Raw genomic sequence first — 19056 nt, 5'->3', positions numbered from 1 at the left:
GCGAAAGCAAAGAATTTAGGTGGGGGTCGGGCTGCCCCTAAAAGTCCGATTGGTGAGGGATGATAATCAGTGGGGGATGAAGAACCCCCCACTGATTAAAGTTTCACTTTATTTAAAATAAGCTAGGAGCTTGCACTACATGATTTAGCGCGAAATTCGATGCCAAACCGTTATTTACAAGGTTAACATCTATAACTTGATAAAATGCATTCCCAGTATCTGCAATTTCCCACACAGCTAAAATAAGGTGATATCCATTTCTATCAGTTGGTACGTTTGCTTCATGTGTTACCAAAGTTCCTGGTCTAGCTCCACCATCATTTTTTACATAGAATGGTACTAAATCTAAATCAGATCTTGTTAAAGGTTTATTTGGATTCCAATCTTTTTTCGTAATATAGTATTTCCATTCTTTCGTACTATGAGGTGCGGTTAATTTCCACTTAAATGTATTCGCGCCGCCGTTTAACGTAACTTTCTTCCACCTATCAACTGTTTGAACGTCTAAAGCAGGGAAATGACCAGCTCCTGCAATTTGTCCATCAGAAGGTCCTAATTGCGGGAATCCACCTATTCCTTCTACACTTTGCGGCTCATATTGAATTGGTCCGCAGTTTACATTTACCCCTTGCTTACATAAATAAGAACGGCTTGCTGGTGATTCAACATATCCATGAGCTGAAGCTTTTTCTGAAAAACCGAAAGTTAACAATCCCGTAAGTAATATGCCACCACTTAATATAACTTTCTTCACCTTCTGTAAACCTTTCGTTTTCATCACGTCATCCCCTTTCTCATAATAAAGCGAAAATAACTATAGTTGGCTAGTCATCTTCTCTACATCCATTATAAGTCGAGGAGCATAACGAAAAGAACCCTCTAAAAACTTTCTCAAATTCATTTCATCCATTATACAAATTCAAATAACACCGCTAGAGAAATATAGACGTTTTTAAAAATTGAAGTATATTATTTTGAACATGATAGCTTTTTAATCATAACTTATAAAACTTTATAATAAATAACTGTAGCATCCAAACTACCATTTGGAGAAATTGCGTATTCTGGTATTTTTCCAGCTTCTTGATAGTCTAATGATTTATATAATCTATTTGAAGGGTCTCCTTCTCTCGTATCTAACACTAAAAGAGACCTATTTTCTTGCTTCGCTCGTTCCTCTGCTTTGTGCATAAGTGAACGTCCAATGCCATTACGTCTAAAGTTTGGATGAGTCATTAACTTACAAATTTCAGCTCTATGAATCCCATTAGGCTTTGTAACTAAATGTAATTGAATACTCCCTGCCACTTCATTATTTATTTTAGCAACATATAAGATCACTTCTGGTGCTAAAACAGTTTCCCAATACTTCGCTGATTCTTTTTGATCCAGTGGAGGTAAAAAACCAATTGACGCCCCATCATCTACAACTGTTTTCAAAAGGTTAGAAAGCTCTTCCACCTCATCTTGTATTTGCTTAATCTCTTCAATTACTAAATTCCGCATTACTAATCCCCCTTTTGTTTCATTGTACCAATTTTTAAAGCAGGAATAATGATATACTAAGATGAAATTCTTTAAAACATGATTTTTTAGGGAAAGGATAACGATATGAAATATATATTAGATAGAACATATGCAAAAGAATTACTCGAATGGGCATATGAACAAAATCCCGGCCCTTGGTTTGAACATTCAATAAATGTTGCTCAGGCAACTGAAAACATAATTATAGAACTTATTAAAAATGGGTATAACCTAGATGCTGATATAGCATATAATGCTGCCCTTTTGCATGATATCGGAAGATACAAAGGTTTTACCAAATCGGTCATTCATTCTTATGATGGTTATATGTATATGAATGATTTAGGGTATACAGGAAACGCTGTTATTTGTGTTACACACTCATTCCCATGCAAAAATGAACATATAGATATCGCAGCAGAGTGGAGTCTCGTTCCTGACCATATGAGAATCCAGTTAGTTGAAATATTGAATGAACATTGTAAATACGATTTATACAATAAGATAATTACTCTTTGTGATGCTCTTGCTGACGCGGATGGTTTTACTACGCTGGAAAGAAGATTGATTTCCGTTGGTTTACGTCATGGTACAACGTCTCATACATCATTACATTGGAAAGGGTTTTATGCAATTAAGAAAGAATTAGAAGCTTTAATCGGTAAAAGCATATACACAATTCTTCCTGATGTAGAGAATTCGATTTATGAAGATATAGAATATTAAAGTGAATAAAAATTTAATTTCCATAAAAAAACGTTTTAAACTTTATGTTTAAAACGTTTTTTTACATTCAATGCTTTTGATTTTTCAGTTCTGTTAAACATTCCTGTACTAAAGTTACCGCTTGACTCATTGCAGCTCCGCCAGCAAATGCTGCTGATACACCACACGCTTCCAGAATTTCTTTATCTGAACACCCTTGATCAAGACAACCTTTTGTATGATAAACGGTACAATATTCATCTTGCGTTGCTAGACTAATTCCTAATGCAATAAGTTGTTTTTCTCTTTTCGTTAAAGAACCCTCTTGAAAACAAGCTTGCGTGAATGCATTATATGTTTCAGCAATTTCAGGAATTTGGTTTGTAAAACTACCGATTCCTTCTTTATAATGATGTAGAACGTCATTTACTGAACTATGTTGTTCGTGTGCCATTTTATTATTACCTCCATTCCAATTATATGTACCTATTGTAGTATGTGATGAAAAGAAGGCAATATACGTCACCTAAAAAGAATGAATATTCAGTTTATTATAACTACAATTTCAGACTATCATCCACTACTGATTGTTCTTTATAGTTTTTCCTTTCAATCTCTTTACTTCTCTCCTCCCAAAAAACTAATCCTTCAATCCCAACTTTTTTAGGATCAAACACTGGATCTTTCCCTTCTTTTTTCTGTGCTTCATAATCTTTTAACACTTTTAATGCGATTTTACTTAATAATAGAATCGCGATTAAGTTTAACCATGCCATGCTACCAATTCCTAAATCTCCAAGATTCCATAAAAGCGATGCTGATTCTACGCTACCGATGTAAACCATAATTAAAAATCCAATTTTCAAAACTGGTTTTAACCAGCTATGTTTAAGCTCACGATCTAAATAAGTAAGTGTCGTTTCAGCGATATAGTAGTATGCAAGTAATGTTGTAAATGCGAAGAAGAAAATTGCGATTGAAATGAATAATGGACCAAACCCTGTCATAACGGTTTCAACTGCTTGCTGTGTATAAATTGGACCTGCATCAACATTCCCTATATTCTTTACAATAGCGCTCTTTCCTTCCGGTATAACATTATACATACCTGTTATTAAAATCATAAGAGCTGTCGCTGTACAAACAACAATTGTGTCAATGTATACAGAAAATGCTTGAACTAACCCTTGTTTTGCAGGATGGGATACTTCAGCAGCAGCGGAGCTATACGTCGCTTCTCCAACACCAGCAACATTTGAAAATACAGCGCGTTTTACGCCCCATGCGATTGCCGCACCGACGATTCCGCCAAACATTTCATTTACACCAAAAGCACTAGAGAAAATTAAAGCAAACATACTTGGAATTTCTGTTACATTCGCAATTAATACGATGCATGTAACAATTACATAACCAATTGCCATAAATGGAACAAGCATTTGCGAAACGCCAGCAATTCTCTTTACGCCGCCAAAAATGATTGCTGCTAATAATACGACTAACAATATACCAGTTATATACTTGCTAATGCCATTGGAATTTTCAAATCCAACTGCGATACTACTAGATTGAATACCTGGTAATAAAACACCATATGAAAGTGTTACAACGACCGCTACAATGACTGCAAACCATTTCATTTTCAAGCCTTTTTCAATGAAATAAGGTGTACCACCGCGGTATTCATTTCCAACTTTACTTTTATACACTTGAGATAATGTTGATTCAACAAAAGCACTAGCTGCTCCTAAAAGAGCCATTATCCACATCCAAAATACAGCTCCAGGTCCGCCGAAAGCGATAGCCGTCGCGACCCCTGCAATATTACCTATTCCAACCCTACCTGATAAAGCTAAACAAAATGCTTGAAAGGATGAAATTCCGGTCTCCGAGCTCTTCCCTTCAAATAATAGTTTAATCATCTCTTTAAAATAACGAATTTGTAGAAAACGAGTTGCAATTGTAAAATACACACCTGCCCCTAATGCAAAAACAACTAACCCAATACTCCATACTTGCCCTACTAACCACTCTACTAATTGCTCCATCCAAATCCCCCTTATCATTCTTTTGAAAGCTATTTCATATATAAGAAAACGGACAACTATTATGAAACCTTCCAGTTGTCCGTATCTTTATTCATTAACATTTAGACTCTATATTATTTTATATTTACCCAAACGCTTTTCACTTCTGTATAGTTATCAAGCGCATATGAACCTAACTCACGACCGATACCAGATTGTTTAAACCCACCAAATGGTGCCGCTGCATTTTCTAAGTTATAATCATTAATCCATACTGTTCCTGCCTTTAACTTATTGGCGACTTGATGTCCTGTTTTAATATTTTGTGTCCATATGCCCGCTGCAAGCCCATATGACGAACGATTTGCTCTTTCGATTACTTCTTCCGTCGAATCAAATGGAAGTACAACGACAACAGGACCGAAGATTTCTTCCTTAACTATCGTCATATCGTCCGTAACATCAGTGAATACCGTTGGCTGTACAAAATACCCTTTTTCAAATGCCCGTTCACCACCAGCAGCAACAGTCGCGCCTTCTGCTTTTCCTTGTTCAATGTAATGTAGCACGCGTTCTTGTTGTTTTTTAGATACGAGCGGCCCCATTTCCGTTTCCTTCTCCATACCTGCTCCAAGTTTCACGTTATTCGCCATTTTCACTAGTTCATTTACGACTGTTTCGTAATGTTTTCGGTGAACGAACACGCGAGAACCGGCACTACAATTTTGGCCGTGATTATACATAATGCCTTGGAATGCGCCTTTAATCGCTTCTTCTAAATCAGCGTCTTCTAAAATGATATTTGGTGATTTACCGCCAAGTTCTAACGTTACATGTTTAATAGTTTCTGCAGATTGACGCATAATATATTTTCCTGTAACTGTTGAACCTGTAAAAGCTACTTTATCAATATCATGATGGTTTACGATTGCAGCCCCTGCTTCAGGGCCGAAACCTGGCACAAAATTTACGACACCGCTTGGAAAACCTGCTTCTTTAAAGAGCTTCGCTGTATATAATAATGATAAAGGCGTTTGTTCTGCTGGTTTTAATACGATTGTACAACCTGTTGCTAGTGCAGCTCCCATTTTCCAAGAAGACATAACAAGCGGAAAATTCCAAGGAATAATTTGCCCTACAACCCCAACAGGTTCATGGCGTGTATAATTTAAGTAATCTTTTGAAATCGGAATTGTTTGCCCAATAATTTTCGTAGCCCATCCCGCATAATAGCGATAATTTTCTACAGTCGCTGCAATATCATCATCCAGTGCTACTTGATATGGTTTCCCGTTATCTAAAGCTTCTAACTGCGCCAATTCTTCCCGGTGCTCTTCAATTAAGTCTGCTAATTTATAAATAAGATGCGCTCTTTCAGCAGTAGTCATTTCTGCCCAAGGTCCTGATTCAAATGCAGATCTCGCCGCTTTTACTGCCACATCAATATCCTCTTCTTGTGCTTCATAAACAACTGCAAGAACATCTTCTGTCGCTGGATTATATGTTTCAAACGTCTTTCCGCTAATGGAAGGAACAAATTCACCATTAATAAACATTTTAATCTCTTCATTTAAAAACGCTTTCACTTTTGGTTTCAGCTCAATGTTTGTCGTTAACATATATGATTTCCTCCTTATTTAAACAGCTGCATGAGTTGCGATTTTTGAAATAAGCATTTGAAGTTTTTGATCTTCTTCTTCAGTTAATCCGAGTCTCGGATAACGAGAAGGCCCTCCAGCTTGCCCATGTAATTCCATTGAGCGTTTCACGATTTGTACATACTTTCCTGATCCTTCAAGAAACTCGCAAAGTGGTAAAATCGCATCGTTAATTTCCCAAGCTTTTTCTAATTCGCCATTTTGGAAATGCCCATACATTTTCGTAACAAGTCCCGGTACGATATTTCCTGCTACTGAAACCCATCCCGTCGCACCAACTAAATAAGATTCCATAACTAAATCTTCAGATCCGCAAAATACTTGAAAAGCCCCTTCGCCTTGTCTTACTAAATCTCTAGCTTTTCGAATATCTCCACTAGATTCTTTAATATGTGTAACATTTTCACATTCTTTTCCAATGCGTAACATGAGATCTGTACTCATATCAACACCAGATGTAAACGGGTTATTGTATAACATAATTGGTATATTTACAGCGTTTGAGATTTCTTTAAAATGAAAATAAATTTCTTCTTCTTTCGGCTTACAATAGTATGAGTTAATAATTAATGCGCAGTCTGCTCCGTGCGCTTCTGCATGTTTCGTATATTCAATCGTCTCTTTCGTTGTTTCTGCTGCAGTTCCAACAATAACTGGAATACGGCCATCAACTTCTTTTAATACTGTTTCTACCATTTTAAATCGTTCTTCTTTTGATAAACTAACAAATTCCCCCGTACTTCCATTAATAATAATGCCAGCTACTTTTTGCTCAATAAAGTAGTTTACGTTTTGTTTTACACCGTTCCAATTAATTTCTTGTAACTCGTCCATCGGTGTGATTAATACTGGAAATGCCCCTTTAATTTTTTTCATACGTATCTCTCCCTTTTCCATGTTATTTTAATAAAAATCCTGTCGGAAACGGATCTGTAGGGTCTAATAGAAACGTCTGCATCCCTGTAATAAATCCTCTACTTTCAAAACGAAAAATATAACCCGTTTCCTCCTTCTTCACTTTTTCAACTGCTATAAAACTATTAAATATACTTTCATTTATAAAAGGTTTATCCGCTATATGATCATTTTTAAATAATGCGTGAACATAAGAAACTATAGTCGAAATAAAACCTGGTGAACGTATGATAAAGTTATCTTCATGAAATGTAATCGACTTTATACGGTTCTTCTCTTTCTGCGAAAAATCTACTAAAATAAGCCTTTTTATTAACGACTGTTTTTGTATAGCTTGGAGTGTAGCTCCCCCCCATTTTTTCAATTCAGAAATATTTTCAATACAAATTTCTGGTGAATATGCACCTTTTTCTACAACTGCGTATACTTTATCTGCCTGTATGAGAGAGTAACTTATATTTTCAACTTGTAAATTTTTCTCAATCATATAACATAGTTTACTTTCAAACGAAACAGATACAACTTCATCATTCTCTACATACGCAAGGACTGAAAATATGCCAGATAACGTTTCGATTTTGTATTGATTCGTCTCTCTCTTTTTTACATACCCACTTTCTAGTAACATCGTTATGACTGCGACAATACCTCCATAATGGAGAGGAATTGATCCTTCATGATTAAAAAATAATACAGCTGCATCGACTTCCGTATGAATAGAAGGAACGACGATACATCCATTTAAACCGATAAAACCACGCGGTTCGTTTAATAAAAGCTGCATTTCTTCTGCTAACTCACCTGAAAATTGTTCGTTTAATTGCTCTAAACTGTAGTAGTACTTGCATGGTACATCTTTTATTACACGAAATGCCTCGCCATTTACGTGTACGTCTACTGCTGTATACATTTTTTGAATGTTCATTTTACATCCTCCGTTTCATGTTCCATCGGCGGAATTAGCAAAAATCCTTCTTTCAGTGGATCTTTTTCATTGTAAAAAAATCTATGCATCCCCATAACCCAAGCTGAACCTGTAATTTTCGTTACGACAGATTCAATATTTTCAACATTTGTCGTATTTATAACACACCCTTTAAATAAAGAACCAACAATACTCTCATGAACAAACTCTTCATCAATCTCAATTTTTTGATTAGCGTATAATACTGCTAACTTCGCTGATGTTCCTGTACCACATGGAGAACGATCAATTCCTCCTGGCGGAACGACAACTGTATTTTTCACATGAGCACTTTCATGAGTAGGAGCTGTATAAAATTCAACATGAGTTAATCCTCTAATAAACGAATGCTGCGGATGAATGATTTCAAATTTCTCATTAATTGTATTTCTTATAAGAATCGCTTTATCGATAATTGTAGATGCGTTTTCTGGTACTAACTCTAACCCTACTGATTTCGCATCAATAATGGCATAAAAATTTCCTCCATACGCAATATCAGCCTCTACAGTTCCAATGTCTTCGACGTCTACCGTAATGTTTTTCAATAAAAAAGCTGGTATGTTACAAAAGGAGACTTCTTTCGCTTTTCCATCTCGAACAAAGATATCCACTTCAACTAAGCCGGCTGGCGTATCTAACTTTAGCGAAGTAATCGGTTCAACTACCGGTATCAAACCTGATTCAATTAAAGCTGTACATACACCAATTGTATCGTGACCACACATCGGTAAATATCCGCCTGTCTCTATGTATATAACACCAATATCGGCATCAGAGTGACATGGATCTGTTAATAATGCGCCTGACATTACATCATGACCACGCGGTTCATTCATTAACAATTTGCGAATCCAGTCATACTCCTTTTTCATATGTAACATCTTCTCTGCCATCGTCTCTCCAATTAACTTAGGCAGTCCGCTAATCAATGTTCTCGTTGGATTTCCGCCCGTATGTGTATCAATCGTCGTAAAGACTCTTTGTGACCTCATCCGTTTAACACCCTTTCTGTAAAACGACTTAAACGAAGTGGTTCAATAGGAATGATTGTTTCTTTTTCATTTAATAACTCTTCAATCACTTTCCCTGTAACTGCGGCAAGACTAATGCCATCCCCTTCATGCCCTGCTGCAATAAAGTAATTCGGGATATGTTCCACACGTGAAATAATCGGCAAATGATCTTCTGTCCACGGGCGTAACCCAGCATATGAACGAATTACCATCATATCCGCCATTTTCGGATAAAAACGAATTGCTCTGTTCGCAATACATTTAATTACCTCATTATTTATCCTCGTATGAAATCCTACAAACTCTCTACTACTACCAATTAAAAAATTTTGGCTTTCTGTCGGCTCAAATACAAGAGCTACCCCATATTTTTCAGTTAAAGCATCTACTTTTCGTTTTCCGCCAAATTTAGAAATTAAATAACCAAATTCCATTACTTTACGGCAACCAACGTGTTGTTGCCTTGATGCTACAATAATATGCCCCTTTCTCGGTTCAATTGGGATATTTACATCAAGCATTTGTCCGATTTTCGGAGCCCACACACCGGCTGCGTTTACTACTTGCTTCGCAGTAAACGTCCCATTTGTCGTTTCTACAATAAAGGAACCGTCTATATCTCTTTTCATTTCTTTTACTTCCGTATGATTAAATGCTTTCGTACCAAATTTCTTCGATTCTGCAAGAAGTGAAAAAGCGAGAAGATATGGATTTACAGTCGAATCCGTTGCGCATTCTAACCCGCCTAATAAATCATCTGCAAAGAATGGCGATTCCGCTCTTATATCTTGCCTATCAAGCATTCGAAACGGTAAACCCGCTTCTTTTTGACGATTCACCCATTGCTGTGCTGCTTCCATCTCTTCGTCCGACTCACATACGAGAATACTTCCTGGCGCCCTATATTCAAATGAGTGCTCTAACTCTTCACTTAAATCAGTTACTAATTTTTGACTTACTAACGACATTTGACTATCAAACCCTGGGTCTTTATCAATAGCCAAAATATTTCCGTCACACCGTGAAGACGTCCCACTGACAAATTCTCCTTTTTCAATAATTGTTACGTCTCTTCCGTATTTTGAAGTGTAATAAGCGATAGAACAGCCAATAATACCACCGCCTATTATTAAAACGTCACAGTGCCTCACGTAGCATCCTCCCTTCTTTTTACTCCCTCACTTTCTTTCATGCAATTGACGTGCCAACTGTACATATATACAATTTTTATAAAAATATTTTTATTTGTAAAAATATTTTAAATTTATCGCAAATAGGTGTATTATTTTTTTATCACTGTCAAAATTTTTATACATAACAGGAGGACAATATGGCATTCTCATTTCCCACAATAAAAGAATTTCTAAAAATTTTATCCATTGATCATACATGCAGCTTGCAACACACCCAGCAAGTTAACGAAAAGTATTATTACCGCCCTTCTACTGCAGAAGAATATAACTGCGCAGTAATATATGAAGATGACTCATTCACCGCATTAATTGACGCGTTTTCTAATGAAATAGTCGTTATCATAATGAACGAAAATAAAGAGCCTTTATGCTGTATCACGACTCAGCAAATCATTCCGTTTCTTGTTAAGTCGTACAATGAACTGCAATCTTTTTATAACACCGTAATACAAACAACTGATTCTTCCGTTACAGTCATCGATGAAAAAGAATGTGTTCGTACTTGGACAGATGGCGCCGAAAAAATTTTTTCAGTCAGTCATAATGAAATTATTGGACAACCTATCACTCGCTTTTTTGACTATAAAGATTTGGAAATTTTACAATCATTACATGACGGAAAAAGCATAATTGCTCAGTTTCATCAGCCTCGTCCAGATTTATTTGTATTAATTAACTCAAACCCAGTGTATTGTAACGATGAAATTATTGGAGCAGTCGTTTCAGAAACTGATGTTACAAATCAAGTTGCTTTAAATGAAAAACTATTTAATATGTCACATGAAATGCACCGTTTAGAACAAGAGGTCGCAAAGTATAAAGATGAATCAGACCCTTTCCTTGCGATGAATGGAAAGAGCCCTGTTATACAAAGAACGATACAATTAGCTAGAAAGGTTTGTTCGGTGAAATCAACTGTTTTAATACTCGGCGAAAGTGGTGTTGGAAAAGAAGTATTTGCGAAAGCGATTCATGATGCAAGTGAAGCAGCTAAAGCTCCGTTCATTTCAATTAACTGCAGTGCCATTCCAGAAGCATTATTTGAAAGTGAATTATTCGGCTATGAGCGCGGGGCATTTTCTGGTGCAAATAGTAAAGGTAAGAAAGGTAAAATAGAGCTCGCCCAAGGCGGTACATTATTCCTTGATGAAATAGGAGAAATGCCGCTCGATATGCAAGTAAAGCTTTTGCGTGTACTACAAGAAAGAAAATATTACCGAGTTGGTGGAGAAAAAGAAATAAAGATTGATTTCCGTATTATCGCTGCTACAAATCGTGATTTACAAGAAGAAATGAGAAAAGGCACGTTCCGAGAAGATTTATACTATCGCCTAAATGTAGTTAGCTTGCATATTCCACCGCTGCGCGAAAGACGTGAGGATATTATTGAATTAACTTATTCTTTCTTAAACGATTTTTCAATCAACTATAACAGACCAATTCGTGACTTACCTTCCAGCATTATGCATGAACTGCTTCATTACAATTGGCCAGGTAATATTCGCGAGCTTCGTAACGTTGTTGAAAGACTTGTCGTATTTGCGACTGACGGCATTATAAAACAAGAGTATTTACCATTTCATACAACTGAAACGTTAGAGAATCATACGGCTCATTCCCTATTACTCAGCAACAATAATACGATTCTCTCTTTGCAAGAAGAGATGGATGAACATGAGAAGAAAGTCATTGAGAGGGCTTTACGCATTTTGAATGGGAATAAATTAGAATGCGCAAAACAGCTCGGTGTTACGAGGGCTACCTTATATAACCGTTTAAAAAAACTTGGGTTACAATAACCGTTTCCCTCCTCTATATTGGCATAGTTTTTGCATAATAATTTGTGCAAACCGAACTAGAGGAGGAATACATATGACGAATAAAGATCATGTAATTGTTTGTCGATGTGAAGAAGTTACATACGGTCAACTTCAATCGACAATTGCTGAATATAATTGCTCGGCGAGAGAATTAAAACTAAGAACACGTGCTGGTATGGGATTTTGCGGTGGCCGTACATGTAGAATGATGATAGATCGAATGATTGAAAGTGCAAATCCTGACGTAACTACTAATGAAATTCCATTAAAATATCAACCACCAGTGCGTGCAGTTACCTTTGGAGCGGTAGGTGAAAATAAATGAATAGAATTACCCATCACCCTGTTTTAGGGAGTTTAAATAGTAGTAAACGTATCATTTTCCAATTTAACGGTCAACAATATGAGGCATATGAACATGAAACGATTGCGGCCGCTTTACTTGCAAACGGAATAAGAACTTTAAGAGTGCATGAAGACAGCGGGACGCCGCGAGGTATTTACTGTAATATTGGACATTGTTCTGAGTGCCGCGTCACAGTAAATAATCAAACGAACGTACGAGCATGCTTAACTGTTGTAGAAAAAGATATGGTTGTTGATAGCGGCAAACAGCATCCAAATATCGTGAGAGAGATGGTGAAAAAACGATGAACGATGTCATTATTATCGGTGCTGGACCAGCAGGTTTATCAGCCTCCATCTCTTGCGCTCGATTTGGATTCAATGTACTTGTTATTGATGAATTTATGAAGCCTGGCGGAAGGTTGCTCGGTCAATTACATCAAGAACCTACTGGAGAATGGTGGAACGGGATAGAAGAAGCAAAACGCCTTCACGAAGAAGCAAAATCACTTTCAGTTGATATTCGCTGTGGTATTTCCGTCTATAATTTAGATAAAGATGAAAGCACTTGGTTCGTACATACGAATATCGGTACGTTAGAAGCACCGTTCGTTCTACTTGCTACTGGAGCTGCTGAGTACTCCATTCCCCTTCCTGGTTGGACAATTCCAGGAGTTATGTCAATCGGGGCAGCACAAGTAATGACAAATGTACATCGCGTTCAAGTTGGGAAAAAAGGAATAATTATTGGTGCTAACATTTTGTCATTCGCTATTTTAAATGAATTACAATTAGCAGGAATTAAAGTGGAACATATTGTACTTCCTGAAAAAAGTGAATTAAGTCAAAAAGCTGGTGAACCAGAAGAAGTATTAAATTCTCTCTTACATGCTGCCCACCTTGCTCCATCACCTTTATTACGTATAGGTAGTCGATTGATGAAATATAATTGGGCGAAACAAGTTGGATTAAACTTCTATCCAAATAAAGGTATGAAAATAAACGGTACACCTCTTCACCTTCGAAAAGCAGCTCTAGAAATTATCGGAACAGATCAAGTTGAAGGTGTACGCGTTGCTAATATTGATACGAAAGGAAACGTCATAACTGGATCGGAACAAGTATATGAGGCAGACTTCGTTTGTATTGCCGGCGGCTTATACCCTCTTGCTGAGCTAGCCGCTGTAGCTGGTTGTCCGTTCCGTTACATTCCGGAATTAGGCGGACATGTTCCTCTCCATTCCGAAACAATGGAAACCCCTCTTCCCGGTTTATTTGTAGCTGGCAATATAACTGGCATTGAAAGCGGGAAAATTGCAATGGCACAAGGGACTGTTGCTGGATATTCTATCGTAAAACATACAAATAAAAAATCTCATTCGGTTGAACAACACTTGCAACAAGCGATTCAACATATACATACCGTACGTCATCAAGCTGCCATTCAATTTAATCCGATGGTTGATGTTGGTAGACACAAAATGAATGAAATTTGGCGTGATTATTCCCTTGCGTATGCACATACTAAAAAGAGCTGTTGAGATTTCTCTCAACAGCTCTTTTTCCTACTCATCTGAGTTATTAAATTTCGCTAATGCGTAAATGCCTTCTTCATCATCTAATTCAAGTTGTAATCTTGCTGCAAATGAATTGACATTATATTCTCTGTCAAGTAATAAGCGTAGTGCTTCGATTAAGTTCGCTTGAATTAAAATTTGCTGGCGACCATTTACCTCTACTTCAGCAGAGAAACCGTAGTCATCGTCGTACATGAGTTCAACTAAAACTTCTTCTGGGCCAACTTGTCTTTTTTCAGCAATATATACGCAAAGCGCATTTATTAATTCTTGTTCAGAAATTTTTATTGTTTCCATGCTACTTCATCTTCCTTTTTCTTACGTTGATCTTTGAAGTATTTAAATGCACGAATTGCTAACATTACGATACCAGCCATTACTAACATATTTACCATAAATGCTAATACAGAACCAAGAGCTCCCATATTTGCAAATAAGCTACCCATTAGTAAACCACCAAGACCACCTAGTAATAAACCTTTCATAAAGCTTCCTTTATTACTTTTTGGTGCTGTGTTTGTTGCTTTTGTTTTTGAATCTGTTGTCGTTTTTTGTGAATTCACATTATTATCTTTTTTGTTCAAATCAACTTTTGACTTTTGGCCAGAAGTTGGTGTGTATGATTTTTTACCAGATTTGTAACCCTTCGCTGCTGCGTGGTCTACAAACATAAAGCTACTAGCTCCAAAGATAACCATGAATGCTGTCATGACTGCTACAAGTTTTTTCAACATATTATATCCATTCTCCTTTTATATAGATATATGTGAAATCTACCTTTCTAGTAAATTCAGAATGATAGATTTGTTTTTAAAAACATTTTAAAGGTTCTTATGAACTTATTATATGAACTTTTTTCGGAATATGCAAGTATTATTTACTTCCGACAGTTTGGTGACAAAGGAAAAATTAAGCAAAACAGAATTGACTTTAAATGAAACAAAACATATTATAGGTTCATAAGAACTTTTTATTATTTTTGGAGGTGAAAAGATGGAAACATTTCATCTCACACGAAACGAAATGGCTACCCTTCTTCTATCATTAAGAGGATGGAATACGAAAAAGCCTCTCGGTATTTTACAAGAAGCATGGGCGAAGTCACATAAAAAAGATATTGAAAGCGGACAAAGCGTAACTGCTTTTATTACTACCGCACTTTCACCTATTTTTGAAAAACTAATTAAGATTGAAGATACGGACGTTGGTTTTTCATTAAATGAAATAGTTGCGCTTGGAAATCAAATTGAAAACACAAGTTTCTCAGTAACGGCCATGCAAAACTGGGTGAAACGAGATATAAAAGAAATGATTGGCTCTCCTCAAAAAGGAAAAAAATATTCGATTGAACAAGCAGCCTTACTATTCATTGTCGAAGATTTAAAAACAGCACTTGATTTTGAATCCATTCGTAAGCTATTACGCCTTATCGTAAATGACCCAGCCGATCGAAGTGATGACTTAATCAATCCTGTTCATTTATATGGAGCATACTCTTCCCTATTTGAAGAACTCAATCAAGGGAATTGCTTACAACTAAATGCAACAGATACAATCCATACAATTGAAAACATCGTAAAAGAAAGAGCTGATAAAATTGCAAGCAAGTTCGATCAAGTTAACAACGAACAACGTGAAGCAATTCGTAACGCCATTATTATCGCCACACTTTCTGTACATACCGCATATGTACAAATGTTAGCGAAACGTTACGTAACAGCAACGTTATTTTTACAGAACTTAGATGTGAAGCCGTAAAAAAATAGGAGCAGAAATGCTTCTATTTTTTTATAATGAAAATAAGTATCCACCTGTCCTAATATATAACAGGTGGATACTTGTTTTTCTAGGTATTAATTATGAAAAATCATAATCGCCTACCATTAATTCAAAAATAATCATTTCATTCTCTTAAATTTCGAACTGGTTTTCTCGATAAATTTCATTCCTTCATCATTGTAACTCTTTATAAATTTCAATTTGAGCTTTTGAGCTATTAGCAAAGTTTAGCCAATCCGGTCTTACTTTACTTATGTTTTCAGTTACCACAAGTTCAACAATATCTAGATGTGAAACATTCGTTGTTATCGGTTTATTTATACCGTTAACTTTAGCACCTGACATATACTTAGCGATCTTAGGATTTAATGCGAAAGCAAAATCAATTACTGTAGCACCTTGCGGTAAGTTCATGGAATCTAACTTAGGAGTAAATGCAACAATGTTATCTTGGAATAGTTCATATGATACTAAATCATAAAATTCAACCACATCTTGAGTTACTAGATTATTCGTCTTAATAAAATGATCCATCAATTTATGAATTATATTCTGCATCTCCTTATCAGTCATACTTTTTGTAAAAATATGAAATACTCCTTTATCTCGTATCTCCTGATTTATTTTTGTTTGAATACATATCACTATTTCATGTTTATTGATCACCACTTTGGTCTTTAAGTATCTGTTTAATACATCACTTTCAATTGCTATATTATCTTCAAATTGATATGGAATTGGTTGGTATAGTTGATGTATAACTCCTAATATTTTATAACAGTCTAAATTATTTGAGGCCGTGATAATTATTTTTGACACTGCTGTAATGTCTTGAATATCTTGAAGACGAGAATAAGCTGTATAAATAGGGCTTATTTCATAGTTAACTTCAAATATTAAAGATGGGTTTAGAAAATTATTTATATCTTGCATGATATTTTGAGACAAACCCTCTAATAACTTAACATAATTTTGTAAAAGAATTTTCATTCCCTTATATTTAGAATGGTTAAGATAATAAAAACCTAAATCTTCTAACTCGTGTTGAATATGTACTAGCCCTAGTCTTTTACAAATCGGAGCGAAAATTTTGAGTGTTTCATTTGCATAAGGAACTTGTTTCTTTACAGCTTTCACCTGTAAAGTTCTCATATTATGTAGACGATCTATCACTTTTATAATAGCTACTCTTATATCTCCTTGCGTAGCTAACAATAATTTCTTTAAATTTATTGCTTCATACTCTTCTTTATTAGAGATTTGTTTTTTATCAATTTTAGTTAACCCTTCTACAATATCTGCAACTTTTTTACCGAATATATCACGTATATACTCAATTGTATAATCTGTATCCTCCACCACATCGTGTAGTAATGCTGCAACTAAAGTTATTATATCCGCCTTACAATCTAACAAAATTTCTGTAACTGCAAATGGATGAGTAATATACGGCTCACCGGAAACGCGGAATTGTCCTTCATGAGCTTTCTCAGAAACTAACATAGCTTTATGTAATTTTTCTAATTCTGCTTTATTTAGGTATGAGGCCTTTTCTAATAATGCTTTTTTCATATTTTCACCTTCATCACGTTAATTTTCTATAAAATTTTATTAACATTATAATTCGTTATTCGAAAGTGAAGTACCTGTCTAGGTGATAAGAGAATATTTATGTTTTTATTCTCCCTGAATTATTTGTATATTTTTGAACCTATAAGCCAACCTTTGAAATACTTTTTATCAACCAAATTATATCTCTATCCCAAGTAGATAATGATCCATAATTTCGATTCTTATTATGCATATATTATCCTTCTCACTTTGTAAATTAAAAGCCCATATCATTATAGGAAATTTTCAATACACTAGCATTTACTATTATACTTATCAGAGACATAAAAGAATTGAAATAGCAATCCCCTATACAAATAAGGTATAATCTACACATAGTGAATCTTTTATGTTATTAAGTATAAGATTCACCTATTCAAAAATACATAAACTAGAAGGTGCAACAATGGTAAGTAGTTTTATTCATTCAGTATTAACGTTTTTTGAGGGATTAGGTTATTGGGGCATTATGCTTGGACTTATGATTGAGATTATCCCAAGTGAGATTGTCCTTGCTTATGCGGGATTCCTAGTATTCAATGGTAGTATCTCATTTGTGGGCGCAGTTGTATTCGGTACAATTGGCGGCGTTATTGCTCAAATCTTTATTTATTGGCTTGGACGATACGGTGGACGACCTATATTAGAACGATACGGAAAATATATTTTCATTCATAAAAAACATATTGATGCAGCTGAAGATTGGTTTAACCGTTACGGGACTGGTGTAATTTTCACTGCCCGCTTTATTCCAGTAGTGCGTCATGCGATTTCAATTCCTGCTGGTATTACAAAAATGCCGTTATTACGTTTCACTACATTAACAGCACTTGCAATCATCCCTTGGTCTATTATTTTTATTTATTTAGGTGAAAAACTAGGTCAAAATTGGGAGAATATAAATGATATTGCGGGACCGTATGTGAAGTCTTTCGCAATTGGCGGCGTCATACTTATCCTACTATACTTCATCCTTAAAAAATGGACAAAAAAACGTAAAAATCTTGCTTAAGACAATATAAAAACCACTAATAATTCATTACGAATGTTAGCGGTTTTTATATTAGACTTGATTATGTATTAAAAATTGGATTATTTCTTCCTTATGCCTTAAGTCATGCTGAATGAGTGATGAAAAATAATGATTCAGCATGACTTTTTTAGTACCAATTTGAAAGTCATTATAAAAATTATCGGCAGGAATCCGCTCAATTTCGTCTACTAATTGTTTACGAGTATAGCTAAACTGATTGATAAGCTCTTCTCTTGAAATACCTGATCTTGCATATATAATTGCACTCTTATTCATTTCCTCTACATCTGTCGGAAAATGGGGTACTGATTGAGTACTAACAAAATAAGGAATTCGATTCTTCATTACAAAATCATCCCAAATAATAAAGTGTGAAATCACATCTGCAATTCCCCACGAACCATTTTTAAATGATTGAAACCATATATCATCAGGTACTTCCTTCAATGTTTGACACCATTCTATTATATTTAACTTTTCTTCTAAAATATTTTCTTTCCTCATTATGCATTCCTTTCTCGCACTTGTAATTCATTCATATGAATATCTTCTAGGAATTATATAAAAAGCCTCCATAATTATGTGGATAAGCAACAATTCACTCATCCATTTCGTATATTAACTCTAAAAGGAGTGGTTTCCCTATGCATTGGCAACAAAAAATACAATACTTAATCGGACGCCCTATCGGTATTTCCTTCATAAATGGGCAGGGGACTTCTGGTGTATTATGTTCAGCACATGATGGTCAATTATATGTGTATGAATACCTTTATCAAGCTCAGTTCGCAATGAAGCATTATGATTTTAGACAAATTCAAGATATACATGCCTTTCCGAATTGCCCACATCAAAATCCTCTATACTAAAAAAGGAACAGCTTATA

21 protein-coding genes are annotated in these 19056 nt (G+C 35.4%); 8 read left to right on the top strand and 13 right to left on the bottom strand.

Features of this window, described 5'->3' with window-relative positions; all coding sequences use genetic code 11:
* Positions 1–112: 112 nt before the first annotated feature.
* Entirely contained in the window at positions 113–778 is a 666-nt protein-coding gene (locus COL05_RS19165; RefSeq protein ID WP_098669756.1) for a lytic polysaccharide monooxygenase, read from the bottom strand.
* A gap of 224 nt (positions 779–1002) precedes the next feature.
* Positions 1003–1506 (bottom strand): GNAT family N-acetyltransferase, encoded by a 504-nt coding sequence (locus COL05_RS19160; protein WP_098669755.1) that lies wholly within the window; start codon positions 1504–1506, stop codon positions 1003–1005.
* A 105-nt stretch (positions 1507–1611) separates the two neighbouring features.
* On the opposite strand from COL05_RS19160, the gene COL05_RS19155 reads away from it, so the two are divergent.
* A complete protein-coding gene (locus COL05_RS19155) occupies positions 1612–2253 on the top strand; it encodes an HD domain-containing protein (protein ID WP_098669754.1) in 642 nt (213 codons plus the stop codon).
* 67 nt (positions 2254–2320) lie between these two features.
* Here the strand turns inward: COL05_RS19155 and COL05_RS19150 are convergent, their stop codons facing one another.
* From COL05_RS19150 to COL05_RS19120, 7 genes are all read right to left on the bottom strand, one after another.
* Positions 2321–2758, bottom strand: a complete 438-nt coding sequence (locus tag COL05_RS19150; RefSeq protein WP_180233469.1) for a carboxymuconolactone decarboxylase family protein — start codon at positions 2756–2758, stop codon at positions 2321–2323.
* Between the two features lie 31 nt (positions 2759–2789).
* Complete coding sequence (locus COL05_RS19145; RefSeq protein WP_098669753.1) at positions 2790–4280, bottom strand: alanine/glycine:cation symporter family protein; 1491 nt, start codon at positions 4278–4280, stop codon at positions 2790–2792.
* A 113-nt stretch (positions 4281–4393) separates the two neighbouring features.
* The gene (locus tag COL05_RS19140) at positions 4394–5878 is read right to left on the bottom strand and encodes an aldehyde dehydrogenase family protein (protein WP_098669752.1); all 1485 of its coding nucleotides are present in this window, start codon (positions 5876–5878) and stop codon (positions 4394–4396) included.
* 18 nt (positions 5879–5896) lie between these two features.
* On the bottom strand, positions 5897–6814 hold the full coding sequence (dapA, locus tag COL05_RS19135) for a 4-hydroxy-tetrahydrodipicolinate synthase (RefSeq protein WP_142337569.1): 918 nt from the start codon (positions 6812–6814) through the stop codon (positions 5897–5899).
* 1 nt (position 6815) lies between these two features.
* On the bottom strand, positions 6816–7757 hold the full coding sequence (locus tag COL05_RS19130) for a proline racemase family protein (RefSeq protein WP_098669750.1): 942 nt from the start codon (positions 7755–7757) through the stop codon (positions 6816–6818).
* Positions 7754–8791, bottom strand: a complete 1038-nt coding sequence (locus tag COL05_RS19125; protein ID WP_098669749.1) for a proline racemase family protein — start codon at positions 8789–8791, stop codon at positions 7754–7756. The genes COL05_RS19130 and COL05_RS19125 overlap by 4 nt, the downstream gene beginning before the upstream one ends.
* A complete protein-coding gene (locus tag COL05_RS19120) occupies positions 8788–9963 on the bottom strand; it encodes an NAD(P)/FAD-dependent oxidoreductase (RefSeq protein WP_098669748.1) in 1176 nt (391 codons plus the stop codon). Before COL05_RS19120 ends, COL05_RS19125 begins: the two co-directional genes overlap by 4 nt.
* 179 nt (positions 9964–10142) lie before the next feature.
* On the opposite strand from COL05_RS19120, the gene COL05_RS19115 reads away from it, so the two are divergent.
* From COL05_RS19115 to COL05_RS19100, 4 genes are all read left to right on the top strand, one after another.
* Positions 10143–11804 (top strand): sigma-54 interaction domain-containing protein, encoded by a 1662-nt coding sequence (locus COL05_RS19115; protein WP_098669747.1) that lies wholly within the window; start codon positions 10143–10145, stop codon positions 11802–11804.
* A 73-nt stretch (positions 11805–11877) separates the two neighbouring features.
* Positions 11878–12150 (top strand): (2Fe-2S)-binding protein, encoded by a 273-nt coding sequence (locus COL05_RS19110; protein WP_098669746.1) that lies wholly within the window; start codon positions 11878–11880, stop codon positions 12148–12150.
* Positions 12147–12479: a (2Fe-2S)-binding protein gene (locus tag COL05_RS19105; protein WP_098669745.1), complete on the top strand. Its 333-nt coding sequence runs from the start codon at positions 12147–12149 to the stop codon at positions 12477–12479. Before COL05_RS19110 ends, COL05_RS19105 begins: the two co-directional genes overlap by 4 nt.
* The gene (locus COL05_RS19100; RefSeq protein WP_098669744.1) at positions 12476–13711 is read left to right on the top strand and encodes an NAD(P)/FAD-dependent oxidoreductase; all 1236 of its coding nucleotides are present in this window, start codon (positions 12476–12478) and stop codon (positions 13709–13711) included. Before COL05_RS19105 ends, COL05_RS19100 begins: the two co-directional genes overlap by 4 nt.
* 24 nt (positions 13712–13735) lie before the next feature.
* On the opposite strand, the gene COL05_RS19095 is transcribed toward COL05_RS19100, so the two are convergent.
* Together COL05_RS19095 and COL05_RS19090 are read right to left on the bottom strand one after the other, a co-directional pair.
* Positions 13736–14044, bottom strand: a complete 309-nt coding sequence (locus tag COL05_RS19095; protein WP_000447759.1) for a YxcD family protein — start codon at positions 14042–14044, stop codon at positions 13736–13738.
* Entirely contained in the window at positions 14032–14481 is a 450-nt protein-coding gene (locus COL05_RS19090; RefSeq protein WP_098669743.1) for a hypothetical protein, read from the bottom strand. Before COL05_RS19090 ends, COL05_RS19095 begins: the two co-directional genes overlap by 13 nt.
* Before the next feature lie 259 nt (positions 14482–14740).
* Here COL05_RS19090 and COL05_RS19085 point away from each other — a divergent pair, with 259 nt between their 5' ends.
* Complete coding sequence (locus COL05_RS19085) at positions 14741–15505, top strand: DUF1836 domain-containing protein (RefSeq protein WP_000447235.1); 765 nt, start codon at positions 14741–14743, stop codon at positions 15503–15505.
* Positions 15506–15700: 195 nt separating this feature from the next.
* Here the strand turns inward: COL05_RS19085 and COL05_RS19080 are convergent, their stop codons facing one another.
* Positions 15701–17098, bottom strand: a complete 1398-nt coding sequence (locus COL05_RS19080) for an HD domain-containing protein (RefSeq protein ID WP_098669742.1) — start codon at positions 17096–17098, stop codon at positions 15701–15703.
* Between the two features lie 445 nt (positions 17099–17543).
* On the opposite strand from COL05_RS19080, the gene uptA reads away from it, so the two are divergent.
* Positions 17544–18149, top strand: coding sequence for an undecaprenyl phosphate transporter UptA (gene uptA / locus COL05_RS19075; protein ID WP_061664652.1), 606 nt, complete (start codon positions 17544–17546; stop codon positions 18147–18149).
* A 51-nt stretch (positions 18150–18200) separates the two neighbouring features.
* Here the strand turns inward: uptA and COL05_RS19070 are convergent, their stop codons facing one another.
* Positions 18201–18674 carry a DinB family protein gene (locus COL05_RS19070; RefSeq protein ID WP_098669741.1) on the bottom strand — a complete coding sequence of 158 codons (474 nt, stop codon included), beginning with the start codon at positions 18672–18674 and terminating at the stop codon, positions 18201–18203.
* 140 nt (positions 18675–18814) lie between these two features.
* Here COL05_RS19070 and COL05_RS19065 point away from each other — a divergent pair, with 140 nt between their 5' ends.
* Positions 18815–19039: a hypothetical protein gene (locus tag COL05_RS19065; protein WP_000558703.1), complete on the top strand. Its 225-nt coding sequence runs from the start codon at positions 18815–18817 to the stop codon at positions 19037–19039.
* Positions 19040–19056 lie beyond the last annotated feature (17 nt).

The organism is Bacillus sp. AFS059628, from assembly GCF_002571225.1.
In the GTDB taxonomy this organism is placed as follows: Bacteria; Bacillota; Bacilli; order Bacillales; family Bacillaceae_G; genus Bacillus_A.
The sequence above is the reverse complement of the archived record's forward strand: the minus strand, read 5'-3'. Positions and strand labels throughout refer to the sequence as shown.